25 protein-coding genes are annotated in these 24,503 nt (G+C 41.6%); 9 read left to right on the top strand and 16 right to left on the bottom strand.

Annotation, left to right across the window (positions count from 1 at the left end; all coding sequences use genetic code 11):
* Positions 1–236: 236 nt before the first annotated feature.
* The 12 genes from CKK33_RS16425 to CKK33_RS16370 all read right to left on the bottom strand — a co-directional run bounded on the left by CKK33_RS16425 (position 237) and on the right by CKK33_RS16370 (position 13,938).
* Entirely contained in the window at positions 237–467 is a 231-nt protein-coding gene (locus CKK33_RS16425) for a hypothetical protein (RefSeq protein ID WP_095705154.1), read from the bottom strand.
* Between the two features lie 81 nt (positions 468–548).
* Entirely contained in the window at positions 549–1,139 is a 591-nt protein-coding gene (locus tag CKK33_RS16420; RefSeq protein WP_095705153.1) for a hypothetical protein, read from the bottom strand.
* Positions 1,070–3,202, bottom strand: coding sequence for a hypothetical protein (locus CKK33_RS16415; RefSeq protein ID WP_095705152.1), 2,133 nt, complete (start codon positions 3,200–3,202; stop codon positions 1,070–1,072). Before CKK33_RS16415 ends, CKK33_RS16420 begins: the two co-directional genes overlap by 70 nt.
* Before the next feature lie 56 nt (positions 3,203–3,258).
* Positions 3,259–4,092, bottom strand: a complete 834-nt coding sequence (locus tag CKK33_RS16410; protein WP_095705151.1) for a hypothetical protein — start codon at positions 4,090–4,092, stop codon at positions 3,259–3,261.
* Positions 4,093–4,931: 839 nt separating this feature from the next.
* The gene (locus tag CKK33_RS16405) at positions 4,932–5,900 is read right to left on the bottom strand and encodes a hypothetical protein (protein ID WP_095705150.1); all 969 of its coding nucleotides are present in this window, start codon (positions 5,898–5,900) and stop codon (positions 4,932–4,934) included.
* Positions 5,901–5,911: 11 nt separating this feature from the next.
* On the bottom strand, positions 5,912–6,406 hold the full coding sequence (locus tag CKK33_RS16400) for a hypothetical protein (RefSeq protein WP_095705149.1): 495 nt from the start codon (positions 6,404–6,406) through the stop codon (positions 5,912–5,914).
* Between the two features lie 179 nt (positions 6,407–6,585).
* Positions 6,586–8,637, bottom strand: a complete 2,052-nt coding sequence (locus CKK33_RS16395; protein WP_143822977.1) for a hypothetical protein — start codon at positions 8,635–8,637, stop codon at positions 6,586–6,588.
* 108 nt (positions 8,638–8,745) lie between these two features.
* Complete coding sequence (locus tag CKK33_RS16390; RefSeq protein ID WP_095705147.1) at positions 8,746–10,833, bottom strand: hypothetical protein; 2,088 nt, start codon at positions 10,831–10,833, stop codon at positions 8,746–8,748.
* Between the two features lie 18 nt (positions 10,834–10,851).
* The gene (locus tag CKK33_RS16385) at positions 10,852–11,292 is read right to left on the bottom strand and encodes a hypothetical protein (RefSeq protein ID WP_095705146.1); all 441 of its coding nucleotides are present in this window, start codon (positions 11,290–11,292) and stop codon (positions 10,852–10,854) included.
* Between the two features lie 231 nt (positions 11,293–11,523).
* Positions 11,524–12,225, bottom strand: coding sequence for a hypothetical protein (locus CKK33_RS16380; protein WP_095705145.1), 702 nt, complete (start codon positions 12,223–12,225; stop codon positions 11,524–11,526).
* Between the two features lie 24 nt (positions 12,226–12,249).
* Positions 12,250–13,473: a PBSX family phage terminase large subunit gene (locus CKK33_RS16375; RefSeq protein ID WP_095705144.1), complete on the bottom strand. Its 1,224-nt coding sequence runs from the start codon at positions 13,471–13,473 to the stop codon at positions 12,250–12,252.
* Between the two features lie 15 nt (positions 13,474–13,488).
* Positions 13,489–13,938, bottom strand: coding sequence for a terminase small subunit (locus tag CKK33_RS16370; protein WP_158223458.1), 450 nt, complete (start codon positions 13,936–13,938; stop codon positions 13,489–13,491).
* Positions 13,939–14,123: 185 nt separating this feature from the next.
* Here CKK33_RS16370 and CKK33_RS16365 point away from each other — a divergent pair, with 185 nt between their 5' ends.
* The 5 genes from CKK33_RS16365 (at position 14,124) to CKK33_RS16345 (ending at position 18,421) form a co-directional block, all read left to right on the top strand.
* The gene (locus CKK33_RS16365) at positions 14,124–15,365 is read left to right on the top strand and encodes a BamA/TamA family outer membrane protein (RefSeq protein WP_095705142.1); all 1,242 of its coding nucleotides are present in this window, start codon (positions 14,124–14,126) and stop codon (positions 15,363–15,365) included.
* A 181-nt stretch (positions 15,366–15,546) separates the two neighbouring features.
* Positions 15,547–16,140 carry a hypothetical protein gene (locus tag CKK33_RS16360; RefSeq protein WP_095705141.1) on the top strand — a complete coding sequence of 198 codons (594 nt, stop codon included), beginning with the start codon at positions 15,547–15,549 and terminating at the stop codon, positions 16,138–16,140.
* Positions 16,141–16,258: 118 nt separating this feature from the next.
* Positions 16,259–16,537, top strand: coding sequence for an RNA-binding protein (locus CKK33_RS16355; RefSeq protein ID WP_095705140.1), 279 nt, complete (start codon positions 16,259–16,261; stop codon positions 16,535–16,537).
* A 156-nt stretch (positions 16,538–16,693) separates the two neighbouring features.
* Positions 16,694–18,022 carry a sensor histidine kinase KdpD gene (locus tag CKK33_RS16350; RefSeq protein WP_095705139.1) on the top strand — a complete coding sequence of 443 codons (1,329 nt, stop codon included), beginning with the start codon at positions 16,694–16,696 and terminating at the stop codon, positions 18,020–18,022.
* 69 nt (positions 18,023–18,091) lie between these two features.
* A complete protein-coding gene (locus CKK33_RS16345) occupies positions 18,092–18,421 on the top strand; it encodes a hypothetical protein (RefSeq protein WP_095705138.1) in 330 nt (109 codons plus the stop codon).
* Positions 18,422–18,462: 41 nt separating this feature from the next.
* Here the strand turns inward: CKK33_RS16345 and CKK33_RS16340 are convergent, their stop codons facing one another.
* The gene (locus CKK33_RS16340) at positions 18,463–18,879 is read right to left on the bottom strand and encodes a hypothetical protein (RefSeq protein WP_095705137.1); all 417 of its coding nucleotides are present in this window, start codon (positions 18,877–18,879) and stop codon (positions 18,463–18,465) included.
* Between the two features lie 48 nt (positions 18,880–18,927).
* A complete protein-coding gene (locus tag CKK33_RS19545; protein ID WP_158223457.1) occupies positions 18,928–19,101 on the bottom strand; it encodes a hypothetical protein in 174 nt (57 codons plus the stop codon).
* A gap of 183 nt (positions 19,102–19,284) precedes the next feature.
* Between CKK33_RS19545 and CKK33_RS16335 the strand changes: the two genes are divergently transcribed.
* Positions 19,285–19,977, top strand: coding sequence for a S24 family peptidase (locus CKK33_RS16335; RefSeq protein ID WP_095705136.1), 693 nt, complete (start codon positions 19,285–19,287; stop codon positions 19,975–19,977).
* A 241-nt stretch (positions 19,978–20,218) separates the two neighbouring features.
* Positions 20,219–20,695: a GNAT family N-acetyltransferase gene (locus CKK33_RS16330; protein ID WP_233138244.1), complete on the top strand. Its 477-nt coding sequence runs from the start codon at positions 20,219–20,221 to the stop codon at positions 20,693–20,695.
* Here CKK33_RS16330 and CKK33_RS16325 read toward each other — a convergent pair.
* A complete protein-coding gene (locus CKK33_RS16325) occupies positions 20,676–21,401 on the bottom strand; it encodes an outer membrane beta-barrel protein (RefSeq protein ID WP_095705134.1) in 726 nt (241 codons plus the stop codon). The two genes, CKK33_RS16330 and CKK33_RS16325, sit on opposite strands and share 20 nt — an antisense overlap.
* The gene (gene ubiE, locus CKK33_RS16320; RefSeq protein ID WP_095705889.1) at positions 21,398–22,126 is read right to left on the bottom strand and encodes a bifunctional demethylmenaquinone methyltransferase/2-methoxy-6-polyprenyl-1,4-benzoquinol methylase UbiE; all 729 of its coding nucleotides are present in this window, start codon (positions 22,124–22,126) and stop codon (positions 21,398–21,400) included. Before ubiE ends, CKK33_RS16325 begins: the two co-directional genes overlap by 4 nt.
* Before the next feature lie 213 nt (positions 22,127–22,339).
* On the opposite strand from ubiE, the gene CKK33_RS16315 reads away from it, so the two are divergent.
* Both CKK33_RS16315 and CKK33_RS16310 read left to right on the top strand, forming a co-directional pair.
* Positions 22,340–23,716: a Gfo/Idh/MocA family protein gene (locus tag CKK33_RS16315; RefSeq protein WP_095705133.1), complete on the top strand. Its 1,377-nt coding sequence runs from the start codon at positions 22,340–22,342 to the stop codon at positions 23,714–23,716.
* Positions 23,716–24,420: a DUF1080 domain-containing protein gene (locus tag CKK33_RS16310; RefSeq protein ID WP_095705132.1), complete on the top strand. Its 705-nt coding sequence runs from the start codon at positions 23,716–23,718 to the stop codon at positions 24,418–24,420. Before CKK33_RS16315 ends, CKK33_RS16310 begins: the two co-directional genes overlap by 1 nt.
* The last annotated feature ends 83 nt before the right edge of the window (positions 24,421–24,503 follow it).

The raw sequence follows: 24,503 nt of genomic DNA, 5'->3' as shown, positions 1-24,503 counted from the left end.
GTTTTAAATGCCGGTTGGCATAATTCAAAGGTCGGGATAATTAAGTTTTGTTTTGGTGACAGAAGTTTGTCAGTACGATCAGAATTCTCAGGATTTAAGAATTTTCAGAATAAAGTTGATCGACAATTCTGTGAATTTTATAATTCTGAAAATTCTGGTTCCGACCGTTTGGAACAATACAAATATCGGGACTTATATTGGTGAGTATGGTGACAGAGGTTTGTCAGTAAGATAAATTATTCCGAAAAACTATTCAGCGCTCTCCAGATGGTGCGCTCGTCTTTCTCAAATTTTACTTCGGCTTCAAGCACAGCCTGGTTCTTGCTGATGTTACGCGTTTGCATTTGCGCCTTTACCCACAGATAGATCTCTCGATAGGTAAAAACTTTAGCCGTTATAAAGCCGGCTTTGTAAAGTGCGGTAAGTGTTCCCTCATTATAGAGGAGGTTAGCTTGTTGGATGTTCATGGAGTTAGTATCGAGTAGTTGGTATCAAGTATCTAAACTGAAGCAAACATTTTATTAGGATAAATCTCTAAATACTTACTATTATAGATTTACCCGGTTAACTGTTTGTGCCAGGATGCCTTGCTGGTTATTCACGTCTTTAACGTCAACGTAAATAGGAGGGAAGTTATTGATCATTTGGTAGGCGAGCGTATTAGCCAGTTCTTTGGTATCATTAACCGGCTGGTTGTAGTAGCGATTGGCATTACCTCCATCAGTAAATATACCGCCAATGGCGTATCCCCGAGTAGTATTTGGAACAGAGAAGTCGCGGCCGCCGTGGGCCACATTAATAGCACTTACCAGGTTGCGTGCCCAGGGGTTACGCATAGCTTCAGATACCACTACGGCTTCGCCGCTGCGCAGGTAGGCGTTGGTATCGTCGGTACGGCTGTAGCCTGATAGCAAAGCTCCGCGGCCATCAGATATGAAGCGACCACCTGCAGCAAACCCAGGTTTTTGTTTGGCAATGTCCGCAATAGACATTGCGCCCTGCGCAGCCATAAAGGCCGCTTGCGCTATCCCTAATGCCTGCCCTATAAATGGGATACCGCTGTAGGCCTTTAATGAATCCATAATAGCGCGCTTGGTGCTGATGATGGTATCAGCAATAGATGTAGCTTTTTTGGCCATAAAAGCGGCCTTGTAAATAGCCGAATCTTTTTTGCTGTTTTTAGAACGGCATCAATGTACTTATCGCCGGCATGTATTTTTGAGGTGGTCAATTTATCTTCAAGCTCAGCCTTCTTTTTGGCGTAGTCTTCGTCAATTTTTGTAGTAGCATCACCGCGTTTTTTCGCTGCAGCTACTTCTGCTGAGTATTTAAGATCAAGCAACTGTTGCTGTTCCTTTAAAGCCTTTATAAAATGGCCACCCTGTTCATTGTTGCTGATATTCTCCTGGAGGTTTTGTGCGTCAAAATTGTTATCTACAGCTTTTTTGTCGGCACTTTTTTGATCATTTAAAACAGACGCTGCGCTTGTTGCCGCATTTTGAATATTAATCTCTTTAGCAATTTTCTTTTGCGATTCAGGATCATCCGGGTTTGTATACCTCAACTGATTTTCTCGCGTAATACTTTCTTGTAAAGCCTTTTTTATCGCATCTTCATCTGCTTTGTATTTGTCATTAACCTGCGCAATAGCGAGTTCACGGGCTGTTTTCTTAGCATTTGCAGCTATCTCGCGCAGTTTGTTTTCATAGGCCGTAAGCTTATCCAGTTCATTTTGTTGGAAGTTATCAGATAGCTCAATGAGTTCCTTTTTCTCATCAGCTTTAAAGGTTGCTACGCCTTTTTGCGCCGTTTCATAATTCTGTTTATTCAGCTTTTTATACTCGGGGTCTTTGGCAGCCTTGCCCTCGTATTCCCCAATAAATTTTTCGTAGGCTTCCAATTTTTGGGCGTAATAGTCTTTAATGGCTTTTACATCGCTATCATACTGGTTAAGTACTTTTTCCGCCTTGCGGGCATTGGACTGAGTTTCAAGATCGTTAAAAGTATCGTTGGTGGCCTTCGCGTCTTTTAGGTCGGCGGCATGTTTTTGCTTAGCGCGTTCGGTAGCTTCTGCTTGTTTTCGTTGGCGTTCCTCGCGTTGATGTTGTTGTTTTGCTAAAAGTTCTTCTTTCTCCTTAGCCAATTGCTCCTCTGTTTTTTTTGCTTTCCCGGCTTCTGCTGCGCCTCTATTATAAGTGTCAGCAATTACTTTTCCTGCGGCAACAATATCGGCCTTGGTTTTATTATAGGCTGTTTTTATTTTATCGGTGGCATTAGTAACACCGCTTACGCTTTGTATAAGCCCATCGCCTATTTTCTTAAAGTCAAGGTGGATAATACCATCTAAAATTACGCCTAAAGAATTAAACCTGTTTATAAGATTCTCCTTTAAAAATTCACCTATCTTTTTTAGACTATCTATCGGGTGGCTAACCGCATCAACTATAATGCCACCTAATTTGCCAAATGCCGCATTAATTGTTTCTACAACCTTGCCAACCACAGCCATTGCCCCGTGTAGCTTTTTTGAACCTTCAGTAGTGTTGGTAAAGTATTCAACAAGCGATTTTAGCACCAGAATTAATAGGCCAAAGCCTGTAGTTTTTATAGCACCATCAACGCTTTGCAGGCCTGTTTTAACGGCACCGATGCCGGTTTTCATGGCATTGAAGCCTTCGGTAACTTCATCCAGCGTTTTCCCGAATGATTCGTCCGAATTTTTTATTTTCTCAAATGCGCCTTTAAGTGCCTCTATTGATTCTGTATGATAATCAAATACCTCTCGGCTTTTTTCCAGCTTCTTTTCCTGCTTATCAATAGTAGCCGATAGATGCTCTATTTGTACGTTAAGCTCCTTTACTTGCTTAGCATTATCACCCTCGGAGCGAGACAGGGTTGTGTAACGTTCTTCCAGGTCGGCTAACAGGTCTTTGTTTTGCTGCAATGAGCCCTTGGCGCTTTGTAACGTTTTGCTATTTTCAACTACCTGGCCATTAAGATCTTTGATTGCTTTTTGCGTCTCTTTGATACTTATTGATCCTTTTTTGAATTCATCACTATATTTTGCCACGCCCTGGCCCATTTCTGCCTGTTTCTTCTGCAGTTCGTCAAGCTGCTGGGTGAGTTGCGCTAATGAGCTTTTTAATTGTTCTGTGTTATTCTGAAAATCAGTTAAAACACCTTTACTAATATCATCTGCCATAAAATATGTATTGATTGCCAATTGGCATAATTGTTAAATAATAAATAGCCTTTAGGCTATTTAGATTGTCTTGATTTGAATTTCCCGCCTTCAAAATAAACATACTCATAAGGGTAAACCCATTGGTCAAGAGCGAATTTGCCAGTGCTTGCTGAATTGTTTATCGATTGTGGCTTGCCTAAGATAAGCCTTACCGCATCTTTATCCATACCGGGTGCAACGTAATCAATCTTAATGTTATCCCAGGTTTGCTGGGTAAAATGGTAAAGCGTTTTAGGGTCTTGAAGAAAAAGGAGATCAGATAGTAACCATACCTTTTCTTTGTCACCAACGTTGGTCCCTGTTAATGTTCCTGCAATGATCAATGCAGGCCCGCTCTCGGGCTGCAATGTTAGTTTAATGGGCTCAAAGTAATTTGGGAACATGGAAACTTCTTTAACCGTATATTTTTTAAATCTTTCAACTTTAGTTGCTGAAACAAACGTATCACGTACTGTAACCGGTAATAGACTCGGGTTCGTCCAAACAGTTTTTCCTAAATATATTTTCTTTGCATCCTCAATATCTTTTTCAGATATCATTAATATAAATTGTTCATTTGTTACCACCTCACTATAGGTGTTACCTACTGTATCTATAAAATGGCCTATTACATCATCACCTTTTTTATCAATTTTTATGAGTTTTAATTTTAGATTTTTATGTTCATCACCCTTGACGTATTCGTCTTTGTCGTTTTTGAGAAGGCCATATGTAAATCTGTTCTTAGTGGCAAGCACAAAATAAGTCTCGCCAACGGTTTCTTTTGGCGAGCGATATCTTGGCTGTTCCGTTTGGCAAAAAGTTGTTTTGGCTAATAGTATAAATGCAAGTGATAAGAGTTTTTTCATTTTTTTGTTGCTAATATTATTGGTAAATATAATTGAAGGTTTTGATAAATCATAATAGCTTTAAGTTTTAATGCATGAAGAATTCTTATTGTTTTTGTAGCCAAAGTTTAAAACATTGATCAGTTTAGTGAATTAAAGGATTGAGACAAACCATCAATTGAATTTCGTAAGTTGTTAAAAGATGTTATATACTTATCTAATTGATCCTGCCCGGTTACGGATACATCGATTTTCGTTATTTGGCATACTAAATTGTATAATTAAAAAAGGAAATGAAAATTTTAAAAGTAAAGGGTTTCAGGTTCAGGGATGCTTTAGTTGAATTTGTTAATAGCAACAATATTCAACGAGAGGATATTTTAATCATCACTGAAGGAATGGGCGGCCCTACACTATATTATTACGGTTGAATATTTTGAGTTTAAAAAGTATCGCTTTAAAATTGATTTCAAATTATGTTTATAATTCCATTTTGCATTCTCTGTTAAGGGAATGTATGATATTGAACATTAAATTCAAGCCATTACTTAAGAAATGGTTAACTCAATCTGGCCCTGTTTTTTTGGAATAGCGTTTCATTGTATATTTAGATCGGCCAGTAATGTTAGCATTTTTCACAATTAAGCTTTGTTAGAAATGTAATATCTTTTCCGCTTCGCCGGTTGTATTGGCATAATAGAAATTTTGTTGTTATAGCCGGTTGTCATAACATCAAATTAATTTGAATATGAGAAAATTTAAACAGGTAAAATTCGAAGCTGCATTTAAAAATCAGGCAGAAAATAATTGCCAATTGGCATAGCTGCATCCAACCTCAATGTTATCGAGGTCTTAATTTTTTAATTCTGTACGGATGTTAATTTACCATTATCAAAGTAATAGTATTCGCCTTGGCTGCGGTAAACCCACTGTTCGCGCACGCCGTAGGCATTGGTTGTACGATTGATATCATCAGGCTTTCCTTTAATAAGTTCAACAGTTTTTGCCGACATACCTATGTAAATATCGCCTTTTTTGATTGCTTTGATCAATGAAGGTGTTAGCGCAGGATTTTTCATAAAGAAACCATCGCTTAACCTGTTACGTGGCTCGAAAATATTACGACCATTAACGTTGTGCATCGCCATCTCGCCATATCTTTCACCTTTCTCTAATTCAAAGTCAAAATAGATCATTTGGCCGCCGGAGGTTTTAGCAAATACGCGATAAGGGTTAAATTTGTTATCTGATAATGTAAACTTTAGTACTGTAACTGGTTTAAATCTCAGGCTTGAAGTACCTGCATTATCGTAAATGTCATTTTGGGCATTATATGTATTTTGCTCTTTACTTTTAATCCAAAAGGTTTTATTTAGATAAAGCAAACTTAAAGAATCAAGTCTCTTAAAGCCTTTCGTGTCCATAGATCTCTCATCTTCAACGCAGGTGAGGTCTCCAACTCTTGGTTTGTAGTAATACCCATTTGCTGATACAGCATAAAATATTCCCAACTTTTTACTATAAAGCTTGAGATAAAATTTTTGATTAGAATCAAAAGGTTTCGCCTCGGTACATTTAAATTTTTCGCCAATCAGGCTTTCATAATCAGTGTGGTAGCTATCGATCGCTTGATTTACCAAACGCGGTAATTTATTCTTAGCATTAGCTTCGGGAAAATCATAAATTAAAGAAACGATAGATGTTTTATCCAAACTGGAGGTATCTATAGTAAACGTTTTGCCAACAAACTTAATATCTGAATACTTTTTTTGACAATAAGCGTTTAGGCATGCAAAACTTGTGATTATAAAGAATAACGTTTTTCTCATCGTAGCACAAATTATTTGGTAGAATTTAAGGTTTCCGAATCAGTCGCGTTTGAACAAAACACATACATCAAATCATCTGCTAATTTATATCCCTTAGGCACTTCAATGTTACTTATATTATTATCAATAATATTTGGATATGGCTTGATAATATAAAAAACAGTTTTGCCTAATTCGCCGTTGGGAGTTTTAAACGTCATGATCTTTTTATCTATAAATGTCCCTACAGCCGCAGAGCCTGCGCCTTTAAGTTTAGATACATTTATACCGTAGTTAAAATATTGCAAAACGGGTTTGAGGCCCTTTTTTTGAGCAATAGCTAAGGTCTCATCACGTGTTGCATTACTAAAAAAGAATGAATCTTTTGCTTCCTTTTCCGTTACAGGTCTTATAAGTCTAAGTTCGGCTATTACATCAATTTTGGCGTCCAGAATATCCTTGCTTAAATAAACCTTTTGACCTGCTTCAAAGTTTTTTGAGCCAAACGTGTAGATATACAACACCATTATCCGGCCATAGTTGAAAAACACAACTAAACTTGTAAGTACTAATACAGTGAGCCAAATAAGCAATTTTTTTCTCTTAGATTTTTAATATTTGGTTGGCGATTTAATTCTGTCATAATAAGGTTTTGCTAAAAATATTGGTAAATATATAAGCTTGCCATCAAATAAGCAAATCATAATCAACCCAATTTAACCAGTTCAACTTTTACTGGCTGGCCCTTGCGCCAGTTATCAATTTTGTTAATGTAGTAGTATGCACCATCCTGTTCTAAATAAATCGGTAAAAGTAAATCAAGCTCCAATATATCCTTGGGTGATAACATGAAATAGCGCTCCACCTTTTTTGTTTGCCGCAATACTTTCTCCAGTTCGGGGTAGTACTTAAGCCGCAGATCTTCCCACAACAGGCTGTGTTCGGCATTTGGTTTATAAAAATAGGGTACAGACAGGGTGTCATTCACTACCATTCTGTTGTGCCCATCAGTAAAAGTGATCCTCTTGGCAGTTGGCGAATTTTGCAAATCATACTGCTCATTTATTAAAAGCCGCGGTTGTGTACTTATGCTAAATGCCGGCTGTTCGGCATCATCCTTAGGGTCAATTTTTAAGATCTGCGCTATATAGCCGTTAAAGTAAGGGCGGTTAAGCGTAGGCGCAAACTGACTTTCAAACAGATCGGCAGATTGCGTAAGCGTTTTATCGGCTATGCGTATGGCCGAGTTGCCAAATTTAGGCGGGAAAATACCGTCATCTTCCTTGTACAACAGATTATTTACCTGCGCATAGTTGCCCAACTGAAAGCTGATGGATTTTCCCTGGTCCAGGCATTTATCCGTCCAGTTTAAAGCTTTGGGTATATTATTTACAATATCCCTGAAAGACGAGAAAGTAATGGTACGGTTGGTGTTATCTGCCTGGCAAATAATGCCGAAGCGCTGCAAGGTGTCTTTAAGCAGGTCTTTTTGAGTAATATCCGGGAATATACGCTCACACTGTACCTGCTGCCCGTAAAGCACTTCCTGGTTTTCGGCAACAATATTTAATTGGGTTGATGCAGGCATGGTAAAAAAACTGCCGCTATAACCTTCAAAAGAATAGATCACCCTTAGCTGATCACCTTGCTCTAAAAAGGCGTCGGCCGTTAACTGTACTTCATCTTTAAAAGTTTTGTAACCAAAGCTGGTAAAGTTTGATATACGGATACCACCATCGAGCCCGTAACGGTAAGTGGCCAGGTCTAAAACCCCATGCTGCGGATCAATCGATTGAATCTTGATATCCACACATGAACTGTAATCATTCAACTTTTTCATGTTACCGAACAGGTAAAAGCCGGGTATGGTAAGCTTAATGTTTACCTTAGAAATGCTCGATGCCGTGTAGATGCCGGTGGCAGCGTTGTAATTATTATCTACATTGTTGTCGATATTTCTGAAGTTGATGAGCCCCTGGTTAGGTGTATTAACATTGGGGTGGTCTTTTCTGATATCAGCGCCCAGTGTTGCCAGTAGTCCCGAAGCATCCCGTGATTTTTGATAATCAGTACCATGCTGAAAGGTATCAGCCGCGAACTGTACAATCAGCTTTTCGTACATAGGCTGCTTAAGTAAGAATGATGAAGGGCTTATTTTGTAACCGGCCTGCTTCACAAATAATTCTATAGCTGTTTTCAGGAAAAAGCCCGGTCGTAGGTAGCGTACATCAATGGTAGGGTTATTGGCATCCATTACCATCTTTCCGTAATCAACCACAGGCCATATCCACCCTTCGGTATGGGTTTGTGAGTACACTATGTTTTCCAGGTTCCAGGTGTGGTTATATTTTTCAAAGATCTTTTGTTTCCCGGCTGTAGTAGTGCTATCACCCAGGTCATAGATCTTTACATCGAGCGCGTCAAAAAAATCTACGTTTCCGCTTAATACGGTTATAGCGGCCGTATCATTATCAACACTGTTTAAAAGTGCCATACCATAAGGCACAATCTCCAGCCCGTCCTGAATTATTTTGGCCGGGTAATAATCATACGGCTGTATGCCAACAAGGGTAATATCATCCGGGAAGCCCAATACTTGCCGGTTATGCTGAGTGAGGGGTAATTTAAACTGGTTGCTGGTGTTGCCCTGCTGGTTCTTTACTTCGGCCAGGTTATTGATCTGAAAGGTAAGGGCAACCGGGCTGTCATCGGCCAGATCAACCAGTTGGTCGTTTATGTATAATTGGAGTTGATTCATAGGGATTGGAAGTCCATAGTCCATGGTCGATAGCCCATAGCTTTGGAATTACTAAATGAATGGTTTTATATTACTATGGACTATGTGCTATCGTCCATGGACTAATACTTACTGTGCCTGTACGTTAATAGCCGGTAAACTAAAGGTAATGCTGAATGGTGCTTGTTGGTTGCGGGTATCGTATTCGCTATAAGTAGCGGTGTTTACTACCACCGTTTGCCATTTCACCGGGTTGCGGCCTGTCAGCATCTGTACTTTGGGTGAATATTTAATCGATTGCAGGCCTTTGATATCGGCGACGGAAAGATCTTCTGCCACAACTTTCATTTTTTGCCCGGCAGCTTTGCTGATCACCTCATCAATGCCATGCTGGTTCTGCCAATCGGTTACATATTTTTTGATGATCACGGCATTCTGCACATCTAAACTTACTTCCTGGTTGTATACAAAGCGGTAATAGTTCCAACTGCCGCTAAGGCCTATCCAGCGCAGGTAAACCGATTGGTCGTCAACAGCGTCATCTATACGTATGGTTTGTGTTTGGGTTACGGTATGCGTTACGCCCTCGTCGTCATATTTAAGTACTACATCCATATAGTAAGCACCATTCGGCAAAGGGCTGTTTATTAGCAAGCGGTTAAGACCAAGCTGCGCGGGCACATCTGCTTTGCTGATGCTTTGCCGTGCTATTACCATTTTGCTGCCATCGCTATTGAGCAGCCACGAACCATCATCATTTAACAGATAGCTGGCGCTGCTGCCCGGCAACGGGTTGCGGTTAATATCCAATGGAGTAAACTCCGCGTATAGTTGCCTGCCTACCAGGTCCTCACTGTGTATAAAGCTCATATCAAACGGATAGCCTACGCTGTATGCAGGCTCAGCGAAGTCGGTTATCCATGCGGCTTTAGCCGCTCCCGAGGGTGTGGTGGCGAATGGTACATAAGCCGCCATATTGCCACCGTAGGCTTCGCCCAGTTGTTTGGCGGCATATACTACGTAATAAGGTTTATCAATGGTGACAAAATCGGCAGTGTAACCTTGGTCGGTTCCGTCATCCCAATGCTGGGCATAGGCTATCTGGTAACTGGCGCTCAGGTTGTCATCGCGGTAGCTTTGCGCGCTATAATCATAATCATCTGCAGCACGCAACAGGCTTTGCAAAAAGTTAGAAATATCGGCACGGGTTAGCCCGGTATTATTAGGCCGGTGAGTGGCTGTTATAGCGCTGAATTTTCCTGTGACCTTATCAAAAAAGCTGATACGTGTAAGCATTTTATAATAAGGGCGCAGGCGATTGATATTGATAAAGCCCTGGCCCGTTTGGCTGAAAGGTTCATCAATAACCAGTGTAAAATTGTCATATACTGATAGAACTTTAAAACTGCCTGTGACCGTATCGGTTTGCAGGTATACGTAGTCATCTTTCAGCACTGATGATACATCGGTATTCACACTTACCCTGGTTTTGCCGTCGGCAGTGTTCAGCGCCATGTCGGTTACCGAAAAATCTTTACGCTGATAAGTGAAAACAACGGGATTGAACGCCGCGTTCCAGCGTGAGATATTATTGCCGGGCAGTGTTACAGATGGATCTGATACTAATCTACTGGTGACGGTAGGGATATATATGGTTTGGCTTAGGCTGTAGTCGGCCGCGTCAATAACCGTAACGGTATGGTTGCCGCCGCTTAAACCGCTGAAAGTAGGGGCGGCCGCGGTAATCAAATCATCAAGCTTATAAGCGATAGGCAGGTAGTTGGAAGTTGCGGTGATGGTGATTTGTCCGTCTTTGGCATTAGGGGCGCTTTCGGGACTATCTACGTTAATTTGCAGCGTGAGGTTGCCGGGTACTGGTGGCAACGAAACACTATCATCGCCCGGCCCTACACTTAATACCTTAAAAGTTTTATTTGATGAGGATAGTATGTTTTTTTTGCTGTTAAATACCGTCCTGCCTACCTCACCTGTGTAGATGAGTGATCGCATCCCGGGGATATTGATGGTGTTGGTGGATGTATTGTTACTCTCATCAGTAACCGTGTAAATAACCAGGCAGTTATTGCCGTTTGCGGGTTGCGCGGTAATGGCATCGTATATGGCTATGTAAACCTGCGCGTTATTGATAAAACTTCCATTAATATCCGTAATGGTTGCGGGCTGGTATACAATTTCAATATTGGCTGTTAAACTCATGGGTAAGGTTATGGAAGGTTAATAAACGTTAAAGTACATGGTGCTTAGCGTAATGGTAAGGCCTACACCTGTTGTATTCACATCAAACTTGTTGTATACGGGCACACATTTAGCTTTTTCTCCGGCTTTTATCCTGAAGGTGCGGCCATCGCCATCGCGATAGGTTGAGGCTTTTGCTATAAACTCGTTGGCCATTTGCAGTGCCTGCTCTACCAGAACTTCATTTTGAGCCGTAAACTGGCCAAATGGTGTTTGATATAAAAACTCTATGTAGAGTGTAAAAACGTTGTTTACCGAGCCATTTACATGTGGCGATAAAATAAAGGGCTGCATAGGGTACATAAATGCCGCCGGAAAAGCTACATCATCAGCGAGGGTGTTTAACTCTTTTTCGGTGCCATAAATAAAGGTTGTTGGAGTGCTAAGGCTTTGTACAATAGCTTCTATGTGGTTTCGCATATGGTCTGGAAGCCCCCCAACCCCCTGAAGGGGGAGCAGTATTTTTCGTATTAAACAGGGATAATAATGTGTTATTTATTCCGAAGCGCAGATCTTACTAAGAAAGAAGTTCTGTATATCGCTTTTGGTACTCCGCTTCGGTTTTGTTGAGCAGTAATTTGGTGAGGAGGCGTTCGTAAGGCATAGCCATAATGAGCGGCCATTTGGTTACATCGCCCGAGGCAAGGGCGTTTACCGTGTTAACATAGCCGAACTTTTCGAACGCCTGTACACCAGCGCGTTTTTCAATAGCCGTAACAGACGACGCCAGTAGCCGGTTCTCTGTGTCCACAAGTTGGGATAAACAGTAAAAAAATGTTTGGCTATGGGCAGTGCCTCCGTTACCCTCAGTTCTTTAATGGTTTCAAAAAAATCGGCGGCTTCATATTCGTCATAGGGTTTAGCGGTTGCCTTGCAATAAAAGTATTGCGCTAAAATTTTACCGCAAGCTTGTAATGATGGGTTAAAATATTGCTGCCAGTCTTCTTCACCATACTCTTTAATATGTGCGGCAATTTCATCAGCAATGATATCTCTGGACGCCATAAAGGCACCGGCCGGTTCTATAGCCAGGTTTCCGCTAACGCTTATTTTAACGGACTTGTTGTTTACAACAAGGGTAATATCTTTCGGAATAGCGTCGCTGTTATAAAGGTTCTTTATCTGGTGCGATAACGATAGGATGGCATCTGTAAACTGCAGTAGTTCGTTACCGTTAGTGATTTGCATCAGCTCATTGGCCGGCACACCGGATAATATGCTAATGGCTTGTATGTCGCTCAATTCTTTCTCATTTTGCAAGGCGATCATTTGCCCAAGGCTGAGTTCGTGTAAATGCGATGGGATGCACACACGAAGCCTACTGTTGCCGGTTGCCAGATTTTTTTCTATCATAAATTATCATTGTTTAATCAAATATTACAGCATACCCTGCATTTGGCCTGCAACGGTGTTTTGTGCGGGGTGGTGTTGCTGCGGCAGCCTGCTACGAGGAGCTTTCTGGTTTTTTATCATCAGTTTATTCAGTGCCACGTAGCGCAGCGGATCAATAAGGTGGTTGTAGGCATCAATAGGCTGGTTAAGCGACTGGCCGCTTTTGTCAGTTTTCCAGGTGTATTTACTGAGTTCTTTACGCAGGTTTACGCTGCTGCGGGTAACATTAATAGTATAGCGTTTTAAAATATCTATAGCATTTTTGATACTATCAGGCCCTTTTTTAGCCGGGTTAATATACCATCCGAGCCTTCTGAGCTCTTCTATAGACTTAGGCTCGGCGCTATCGGCGATGATCTCAGTAGAAGTGCTCATCCCCATGCTTTTTAATTTATCGGACAGATCGGTATTGGTAAGCCCTGTTTCATAGATCAACTCATTAACCCAAAGTTCACCGTTCTGTTTATATACCAGCAGGAAGCCCGTTTCGTCATTGCTGAAGCCAAAATCAAGCCCGGCAGCAATAAGTTTAGCATCGGGAGGGATATGTTCACATACGTGCCAGTTGGTAAATACCAGGCCGCTTACTTTACCGGTTAGGCCCCTGGCATAAACTTTCCAAAGTTCCGTATCTTCCATCTTTAAACGCTCAATTTTACTGCGTGTGGCGTCATCGGTAAATGGGTTGTGCCGGTGGTCGGATATAAAAAGCTGTACACCAGGTTTGCCTATCAGCCGCTCATGTACCCAAAAGCCTGTATTGGGGTTGTAATCGATAAAAATGCGTTTGCGGGTGCGCAGCGCCAGTTCGCTGTATACCTCCCAGGAAATGCCGTTAGCTTCGTTAATAAACAAAAAATCGCGCTTGCCTGACTTAGCGTCCTGCCCATTGGCATAACTCTTAAATTCAATAATACTTTCGTTGTTAAACTCAATGATCCGGTCGGTCTTGTTGTAATTTTTAATAAGTAGTTTCAACGTATCCGATGCCGCTTGTATGCTAAGCGCATCGCGCAGAGCACCTGCTTTAAGATTAGGGATATCTTGCCCAACAACCGTTATGATCTGTTTAGGCATCTCAATAGCCAGGCAGAACAAAACCTGTAATATCGCGTAGGTTTTGCCGCTACTGGTACCCCCTTGATTAATAATTATCTGAGCATCGCATTCATAATTATATTTAAAAAGGATAGATGTTTTTTCATGCATGTTTAATTGATAGTATTATAATTCTACCTCTTTCTCGCTGTTGGCTACTTTAGGGCCGCTGGTAGTTATTTTTATGTGGATGGTTTTAGGCACCTCTTTAAGCGCATTCGGTTCATTGCTTTCTTTCCAGCCTAAATTTTTGAGTGCGAATATCGCCCCGGTGGCCGATTGGTAATGAAGGCGCTTCTCGTATTCGGCTTCTATCATCAATCTGCCCATCCGTAATTGTTTTTTATGTTTTCCATTGCGCTCGTAGGCTTCAAATTCGTCAAGACTATTAAAGCCCAGGTATAGTGCAAGGCCGGCAAGGGTAGGTGGCTCGGGCTCACGATCCCAAACCTTTTGTTCTGTAAAACTGGTTTTGTCTTTTTTATCAGGTAACTGCTCGGTATGAAACTCGCCTTTTATGAAATTAAAATAACGGGCAATGCGTACACCATAAGGTTTATTAGTAATGGTAGGCATATGTAAAGGAGATGTGTTTAATATGCCGAATGGCATAATTTATATACAAAGATAAGCAAAATTTACTGTAATTGCTAATTTTTTTAGAATAAATTTTATGATGTTGTAATGATACAGCGAAAACGATAATACTAACATTAAGAGTACCTTTGAGCCGCAAACACCTGCTCCGGAATATTGCCTCAATGAAAAAAATTATCACAACAGTATTAACCTTGCTATTACCGGTTTTGCTGTTTGCTCAAGACAAAAGTACTATCGTACTTACGCAGTCCCGCAGAAACGATACGCTGGAAGTTTCACGCCAGGATACATCGGCACAAAAAGACCTGTATGATGTAATTAAGCGAATATTTAATAAAAAGGGAAGTGTTAACAACAAAGCTACTACTGTAATTGGCACCAAACCGGTTTTTTCACTGCTACCAGCTGTGGGTTATACATTGCAAACCAAATTTGCGGTAACGCTTGCCGGTAACGTGGCTTTCAGGCTTGAGGGAAACAAACGTATATCTACCATTACTTCCAACTCCGCTTATACCCAAAACAAACAGATCATTATCCCCCTTCAATCCAATATTTGGGTAAGCGGCGATAAGTTTAACTTTATTGGCGATATCAAATACTACAAATACCCGCAAAGTACCTTTGGTTTAGGAAGCAACTCCAGGGCGGCAAATGAAAACCCGATGGATTATACGCTTTTCAGGTTCTACGAAACCATCCTTACCCGCATAGCAGGGAACTTGTATGCCGGTGCAGGCTTTATTTTTGATCACCATTTTGGTGTTTCGGAAACAGGCAACCCCGATGGATCTGTGTCTGATTATTCTTTATACGGGCCGCAAAGCAGTACCATATCATCAGGTGCTACTTTAAATGTTTTGTATGATATCCGTGATAACAGCATTAACCCAAGCAGCGGCTTTTACAGTTCGATACAATACCGCGATAACAAGAAATTTTTAGGTAGTACCTCGCCATGGCAGTCGCTTATTGTAGATGTACGCAAATATTTCAGGTTGCCGGGCACGTCACATAATGTGCTGGCGTTGTGGAGCTATAACTGGCTCACGTTGGGCGGCAAGCCTCCCTATCTTGACCTGCCCGCTAACACATGGGACCAATACAACGGCACCGGCCGTGGTTATATACAGGGGCGCTTCCGCGGTACAAAAATGGTTTATCTTGAGAGTGAGTACCGTTTTGGTTTAACCCGTAATGGGTTGCTGGGGGGTGTTGTGTTCACCAATGCCGAAACTTTTTCTGCCGGCCCCGGTACAGACCTGCAAAAAATACAACCCGGCTATGGCGCGGGCCTCCGCATAAAGCTTAACAAAGTATCCAAAACTAATATCGCTATTGATTATGGTATGGGCAGCCAGGGTTCAAAGGGAATATTTGTTGCTGTTGGAGAAATATTTTAATTGAAAAACCAGCTTCAAGCATAAATGAAATTTTGATGAAAATTTTATTATATTCGTAAACACACGGTAAGGTTTTTTCGTTATAGTTATAACGTTAAAATATGTTAAAATAACTTGCGGCAGCAGTTAAAGGATTTAGTGGCAATTGGTTTTTTTGTAGCTTTACCGTATCTATTTAAATATGTATTTTAAACAGTTTACAAAATGGTGTTTGTTGTGGATAGTAGCCGTGGCGCTTTTTGCCTCTGCCTGCCAGAAAGATACCAAAGACCAAGCTGTTGAAAACAAGAAAAACGCTCTACAGGCAGATAGCGCATTGGCCCTGAACCCTAACGATAATTTCCTCGCCTCATCAGGCGTGCTTACCCTTAAAATGCGGGACACCACTTATACTTTTGATGCCAGTAAAGATTCTGTAGCATTTGTAAACATGCATGTAGAAGATAACCGGTATTTTGGTATAACGGCCATTAACAAGGCGCACAATTTAAGTTTTGGCATCAGTTCAAAAGGCGCTGCGGCTGATAGCATCACCAAAGCCATAGCCGGTGGCCAGCTAATTGTTGTGAATGATGGTTTGCACTCTAAACAGTATACATTAGTACCTTATGCTAAACCCGGCGATGTAGGCACATTGAAACTGGTTTCCTACATGCGTAATGATACACTTGCTAAAGGCAGTTTCTTTACCTTCCTTGCTGCTGATAACGATAGCCCATCTCAATTATACCGGGTTGACGGAACGTTTGAACTTAAGCTAAAACCTAAGAAATAATCAAATGTGTTGGTTTGACACGTTAGTGTAAAAAACCTTTTACAGGGCAGTTATAACGCCTCGTTTGCTGCAAAAACGCCACTTTTTTCGTATATTTGCAGAAAAGAAAAGGAGATTAATGAAAGTGTTTATTGGAGGCCTACCAACTGAAGTAAGTGAGGCCGAACTAAATGCAGTTTTTGAAGATTTTGGGCCGGTTAAATCGCTCAGGATCATTAAAGACCGCGAAACAAAAGAAAGCCGTGGCTTTGGTTTTGTTGAGATGGTTAACGATGACGAAGCAAAAGAAGCCATCAGATGTATGAATGGACAAAGCTATTATGGCAAACGCATTACAGTTAACGTAGCAGAAGATAAGGGCCCCGGCTTTAACCGTGGTGGCTTTAGCCGTAACTAAATGATACTATACTTCAATAAAATTGGCCGGTTAACCCGGCTTTTTTTATGCTCATAAAGTTTTTCTTAAATTGTAATTGTTAGTTATAAAATGTGCGTTTAAGCACTTTCTTACTCAATAATTATTTGTACAATTGCAGCCCTAATTACGCTTAAATTGCGCCTTTTAAGAAATATAAATAAGCTTTGGGTAAAGCTTACCGGCCATACCTCCGAATTTGCACTTGAGGTTAGAATTTATCACTCAATTTGCCTCATTGCCATATTTGCCCTTGTCTATAATGTTCCATTCAATTATCTGATCGGGCTCCCTTTTGTATCATTGGTTAGCCTTGTTACCCTCACCGTTTTTTCATTACTTTATTATCAGTCGCGTTACCGCGGCCGGATAAATACAACAGTAATTATATTTACTTTATTAGGTAATTTACTGTTTGCCGTAAACTTTGTGCTTAACTCAGGCACTTACGGCCCTACAGACCTCCTTATGGGCTTATGCATATTCCTTATACTATGTGTAGTGCCTAAAAAACAGCAGTTGTTTTGGATCTTATTTAATATCTCCATCATTATAACAGGGCATTTGGTGGAGTACTATTATCCGCATTTAATACCGGATAGCTACCGCGACAGGCAAAGCCGTTATTGGGATATCTCATCGGCGTATATCGTTGTTGTAGTGGTTATTTATTATACAGTTACTTATTTCAGGCGCAATTATGATTATGAAAAGCGCTCTGCATCTGAAAGGGCCAATGCCATAGGGCGCAAGAACGAACAGATCATGCGCCAGAACCTGGAGTTGGAGAAGATTAACTCGGAGAAAAATAAGCTCATGTCCATTATTGCGCATGACCTGCGTTCTCCCCTAAGTAATATACAGAATTACCTTGAACTGGTTACCGAGTATGAGCTTGACAGCCATGAACGCCATATGGTGGAAGAGGACCTGCTAAAAGTTACCCGTCGTACTATTGATATGCTTGGCAAACTGCTCATGTGGTCAAAAGCGCAAATGGATGGCGTTAATGTTAAGCTGGGTTATGTAAATCTTAAAGAAGCCTTATTTAATACCATTGAGCTTGAGAAATCTATCGCCTCGAAAAAGGATATCAGTTTATCTACCACACTTGATTGGGACACACGCATTATAGCGGACGTAGATATGCTACAACTGGTTATACGCAATCTGCTCAGCAACGCTATAAAATTTACCAGGCACGGTGGCCAGGTAATATTTGAGGCTAAGCAAAACGGAAACGAATGCTGGCTCATTGTACGTGATAATGGTGTAGGCATGTCTGCAGCTAAGGTGAATGAATTATTTTCGCTCATGGCTACTTCTACTTTTGGTACTAATAACGAAAAGGGGGTTGGGTTAGGTTTGTTGCTTTGCAAAGAGTTTACCGAATTGCAGGGTGGCCGTATATGGGTAGAAAGCGAACCTGATAACGGAACCACGTTTTTTGTAGCCATGCCGGTTTAAGTGAAAAGTCAAAGAACATTATTTTAAGCTGACAGGTTTTTAATTTTGATTATCTAATTTTGAGTTGTAATGAGGCCAGGCGATAAAGTAATTTGTATTAACGACAAGATTGATCCGGAGAAGAGCGAAGAAATACGCCGCGATTTTGAAATATGGATCACTAAAGATAAAGAATACACCATTCGTGAAATATTGGATAACAACGGTATAGTAACCGGTGTATTACTGGAAGAAGTTCATAATTTCCCCAAGTTTTTTAAGCTCATCAACCGTATGCAAGAACCCGCTTTTGCTATATGGCGTTTTCGTAAACTCAATTATGCCAGCGCACCGGCGGAGGCATTGAGCGAAGTTGAAGAGCTGATACAGGCCGATGAGTTGGTGAAAACAAACAAATAGTACCTAAACACCAAATGTAATAAATGCCGATCGGCATAAATCTACCAGCCACGATCTGCGGCTGCTTCTGTTTCTACCAATTGTGTTAATACGGCTCTAAGCATTGCTTCGCGTGCCCATTGCTGCTCTGTTAAAGAAGCATCTGTTTTATACCAGGTAATGGGTTCGTTAATTTGTATGCGGGTGCGGTAGACGTATTGTTTGTTAGGGTGCAGCCTTTGCCCTTCATAACTGTTAAGATTTTCGGTTTTAATTAATTTAGCAAAGGCCTTAATAGGAATTTCCATTCGCAGGCATTCGTCAAGCGAATTTTTAAAGTCCTGCTTGTCTTCAAGCCATAGGGTGAGGGTTTCGTCTGTAAGGTCATGATCTGCTATGCAAATGCGGCTATAATTGTAGTCTACGGTAATAATAAGCCACCAAAGTTGGTCGCGGAATTTTTGTGAAAGTCGTATCATGGTTTTAATTGATTATTGTTGAATGGATTATTACAATTAATTTTTGAGTTAGATAAACTTAGGTGTCCAACCCGGCAGATATTTTTGAATGGCGGCAATTTCCTGGCGGTATTTGGCACACGCCGATTGATAACCTTCATATCGTTGCTGCAATTCTTTATCGCTTAGCAGGTTGGTGTCTTTTACTTTTTTTTTGCGGAGCGCGGAGTAAACAATGTGCATATGGTTTATTGAAACTTTTCTTTATTAATTGAGTTAATGTCTTTAAAGCTTTTTCTTTAACTTCTGTAATGTTGAAATTAGAATACTAAAATTATAAGTGCTATATTAGCCGTATTGACAAAACAAATATAAAGAATATTCTTTATATAAATCAAGAAAAATCTTTAAATATTTTTATTTGATATGGAAGACGCATCAAAACCTAATAAAATAAAAACGGTAAGACCTGAAACACTGGAGTTTATCATACTTTATAACCAATTGCGTGGTCGAGCATTTAATAATAATAGCGAACTTGCAGAGGCGCTCGGTTTTAATTCCGCCAGTTCTATAACTGAAATCATTAAGAGCAGGCAGAATATAGATCCCGATAAACTGAAGATTTTTAAAGAAAAATTTGGAGAGCAATTAGGTATACGGAAAAATTCAGAAAAACCTGTATTGCAGCGTTCGGAAGAGGGTATACCTATGTATGAAATAACCGCGACCGCATCAGGGGTAGAGGTATATAATGATATCAATGATTCGCTGCCTGTAGGGCGTATGAATTTTCCAGGTATTGAGGAATGCGATTTTGCGCTGCCGGTTTGGGGGCATTCTATGTATCCGTATCTGGAAAACGGTTGCTGGGTGGCGCTAAAGATCATCAACGATAAAAAGATATTGCCCGGCGAAGTATATTATATAGAGTGGGGCGACTACCGTATGTACAAACGCCTGCTGGCAAGCGATAACCCCGAAGAAGTAATTGCCCACTCTGATAATGTAACAGAAATGGTGGGCGGTAGGCTGAAATACGCGCCTTTCCCCATCCGTATTGATGAGATCAAAAAGCTTTGCTTGGTAAAGGATATCCATAAAAAGCATAATCATTGATTTTAGATGTGCAGATTTTAGATGTACAAATGATAATCATATTATCTCATGCGTCATTACGAACGATAGGGTGGCAATCCTCGACTTGTAGCGAGACGGCGTTTATTTATGATTTGCCGCACCGCGGCCGCTCCCCGCAATGGCTTGTTGCCGGATAAACAAAGTTTTGACTTTTTAATTTTGACTTTTTACTTTACTTCCCATGGTGCGCTTAGCTACAAACTCAGATATTCCTTATATTATGCAACTGGTTAAAGAGGTTGTACCTCTCATGCGCGCGAGCGGTAACCTGCAATGGGATGATGTTTATCCTAATCCGCAGGTTTTTGAGCAGGATATTAAAGATGGGCAGCTTTGGGTAGCAGAGTTGGGTAACGAAATTGCCGGTGTAACTGCCATTACTACCGAGCAATACCCCGAATACGCGCAAGCGGGAATGGATGTTAATGAAGAAGCTATTGTTACTCACCGGCTCGCGGTTAGTCCGCGTTTTCAGGGCCGCGGAATAGCCAAGGAATTAATGCAGCAGGCAGAGGAGGTGGCGCAGCAGCGCGGCATATCTTTGCTGCGGGTAGATACCAATAGCCAAAACCATGCTACCCAAAAATTATTCCCAAAGATGGGTTACAAATATAAAGGAGAGATCACGCTGCAATTCAGGCCGGGATTAAAATTTGTTTGCTTTGAAAAGCGCCTGTCTACTCAAAATATAAACTAAACATTAGGGTGCGTAAACCTAACCTGCTTAGCGGAGCGGCGTAAGGGGTGTTATCGTTTACCAGCATATTGGTAAAGGAGTTGGATAATTTTATTTCGGGCGATAGTTTAAAGTATTCAAAATAAATATCGAACCCAAACCCTGCCTCATAGGATGCGTAACCCTTAACATTCCTGAGTAGGCGTTCGGTAGGGGCAATGTTATCGCCCTGGTCTTTCTTTGAGCCTATAGCTCCTGAATATTTTAAGCCGCCTATGAGGTAAGCGCGCATATTACCCACCCTGTCTGATTTTAACTTTAATTGCACCGGGAAGTCAACCGCGGTTGTTTGTACCGATTTAGTAACCCGGCTATCGTCAGTATAATCATAATTTACATTACGGTCTGCAAAAACAAGTGAGGGTGTAACCCGGCCCTCCAGATGGTCGGTTAAGCGGTAGCGGGTTAAAAAGCCCACAGCAAACCCCGCAGATGGTGTTGAGCTGATGCCCTTTAAATAAGGTGTAGCAGGGGCGTTGGTCTGCGGGTCAATAAATGGTTGCGTCCAGTTAGCCTTTTTTGCAATGTCATAACTACTTTGCACGTATGAAAAAGAGAAGCCAAAACTCAGGTCGTTTTGGTCGGCGCCACCACCCCAGGCCTGTGCGAACAGCCTATTGGCGCTGCACATAAACATGATGATGGTAAGGAGCCTGAGTTTGATCATTTAACACCGGTGTAAATGGAACATATACCGAACATTAAAGGCCGTACTTTGGTATCTCTAAAACCGGCCTTGTTCATAATGGTCCTGAATGCTTCTCCATCCGGGAACGCCGCAACAGATTCAGGTAAGTAAGTATATGCCCGGGCGTCTTTTGAAAAAAGCTTGCCAATACCAGGTGTTACATAGTTAAAATAAAAGTTATACAACTGTTTTACCGGGAAGCCCTTGGGTTTTGAAAACTCCAGTACCACTGCTTTACCACCTGGCTTCAAAACCCGTTGTATATCGGTGAGGCCTTTTTCCAGGTTTTCAAAATTGCGCACACCATAAGCTACGGTAACCGCGTCAAACTGGTTATCTTCAAACGGTAGTTTTTCAGAATCGCCCAATTTTACTTCAAATTGAGCGCCCAGGGCCCGTTTCTTTATTTTCTGATCAGCAATGGATAGCATCCCCGCAGAAATATCTACCCCGATTATCTTTTCAGGCTTTAACATTTTAAGTGCCTCAAAAGCAAAATCACCGGTACCGGTAGCTACATCGAGTATCAGTTTGGGTTTATCCTGCTTCAATTCGTTTATCGCCTTTTTTCTCCAGATAATATCGATCCCTAATGACATAAAATGGTTAAGGAAATCATAGGTTTTGGAGATGTTATTAAACATATCGGCCACCTGCTCTTTTTTAGTAGCCTGGTTCTGGTATGGGGTTACAGTTTTGCTCATAAGAATGTGGTAAAGATACGGATTTTTATAGCTCATGTTACCCTATCATTGGCCATTGTAAACAGAAAATAGTTTACAATAATTAACTAAAACCTACCGGCTATTAACCAATTAAACTATTTTCTATGCGCTTTTAACATAAAATTCTATCTTCACCTCTGGGCCGCCCCTGCCCTGATAACCAACATCAAAACTAAACTACACTGATAAACCATGAAAGAAAATTCTGAAGCGTCGCGCAGAGGCTTTTTAAAAAAACTCGCCACCACAACCGCTGCAGTTGCCGCCGGTAGCAGCCTTATCGCTGCCAACAAAAACACCCCTTCCTTTTTTTATCTAAAAAAAGAGTATAAGCCGTTTGGCCCTAATGATCAGGTAAACGTAGCCCTGATAGGCGCCGGAGGTATGGGTACCCAGGATACCATTGTAGCCCTGCAAGTGCCCGGCGTAAAGCTGGTAGCGGTGTGCGACCTGTATGATGGCCGTTTGGCTGAAGCTAAAAAGCGTTGGGGTAGTGATATTTTTACTACGAGGGTTTATAAAGAGATCCTTAACCGTAAAGATGTTGACGCTGTAATTATCGCCACGCCCGATCACTGGCATCAGCAAATTTCTGTTGACGCCATGCATGCCGGCAAGCACGTGTATTGCGAAAAGCCGATGGTGCATTCTGTAGCCGAAGGGCCGGCAGTGATAAAGGCGCAAAAAGAAACCGGAAAAGTATTCCAGGTAGGTAGCCAGGGCGTATCCTCATTAGGTAACGAGAAAGCGCATGAATTATTAAAAAGCGGCGCCATAGGTGAGCTTAACTACGCCGAAGGCTTCTGGGCCCGCCGTGCGCCTATTGAGGTTTGGCAGTATCCTATACCAGATGACGCTTCACCACAAACTGTTGACTGGGAAACCTATATAAGTAATACCCAGAAACGCCCATATGATTCCAAAAGATTTTTCCGCTGGAGAAATTATACCGACTACGGTACCGGTATGGCAGGCGACTTGTTTGTTCACCTGTTTAGCAGCCTGCACTTTATTACCGATTCCATGGGGCCTAATAAAATTTATGCTTCCGGTGGTTTACGTTATTGGAATGATGGCCGCGAAGTGCCCGACGTATTATTAGGTACTTTTGATTATGGGAAAACCGCTGCTCACCCGGCATTTAACCTATCGCTGCGCTGCAACTTTGTTGATGGCACCAGCGGTACAACGTATCTGAAACTGGTAGGTAGCGAAGGCTCTATGGATATTACCTGGGATAGCGTTACGCTCAAGCGTAACAAGGTAATTGCTTCTGATGATCCATTTTACCTGGAGAAATTGCGCAAAGCAGGCCAAACCAACAGCGCCCGCAAGCAAATACTCCCTCCGGAAGAAATAACTTTCAATGCCGAAAAAGGTTACCTGGGTGGCCCTTATGACCATATGAATAACTGGATAACCGCTATACGTAACAACGGTAAAGTTACTGAGGATGCTGTATTTGGTTACCGTGCAGCGGCTCCGGCGCTGTTATGTAACGATAGTTACTACAAGAACAGCCCTATGTTCTGGGATCCTGAAAACATGAAAATGATCAAAAAGGCGTAATGAAAAAGCATTTCATAACCTTGAGCTTTGCCGCACTGGTGTGTGCCGCGGGCTCTACATCTTTCGCCCAGGCTAAAAAAGGCGCATGGGTAAACCTGTTTGACGGAAAAGATTTAAAGGGATGGCACGGCTTTAATAAAACCGGCCCGGTGAAAAACTGGGAGGTAGAAAATGGCGCGCTGGTTTGCCTGGGTGCCGTACAGGGTACTGATACAGGCGGCGATATTGTTACCGATAAGGAGTACGGCAACTTTGAGTTATCATGGGAGTGGAAGATTGATAAAGGGAGTAACAGTGGTGTACTTTACCACGTGGTTGAAGACCCTAAATATAGCGGTACTTATGTTACCGGCCCCGAATACCAGATAATTGATGATATAGGCTGGGTGCCTGATAAATTGGAAGACTGGCAAAAAACCGGTGCTGATTATGCCATGCATATTGCCAATGGTGATAAAAAACTGAAGCCGGTAGGGGAGTGGAATACCAGCAAGATCATTTTTAACAATGGCCATGTAGAGCATTGGTTAAACGGTAAAAAAATTGTTGAGTTTACCGCCTGGGACGCCGACTGGGAAAAACGTAAAGCCGAAGGCAAATGGAAAGACCACCCGGAATATGGCCTTGCCAAAACCGGCCATATCGCTTTGCAGGATCACGGACACAAAGCCTACTACAAAAATATCAGGATAAAAGAGTTGTAGTCGACACGTGTCATTGCGAGGAGCGAAAGCGACGCGGCAATCTCATCGGCAATTTACGATTGATCGTCCTCTTTGATGGCCAC

The sequence above is a fragment of the Mucilaginibacter sp. MD40 genome (genome assembly GCF_002288635.1).
Classification (GTDB): Bacteria; Bacteroidota; Bacteroidia; order Sphingobacteriales; family Sphingobacteriaceae; genus Mucilaginibacter.
Note: the sequence above shows the minus strand (reverse complement) of the source record. Positions and strands in the feature narration are given on the sequence as shown.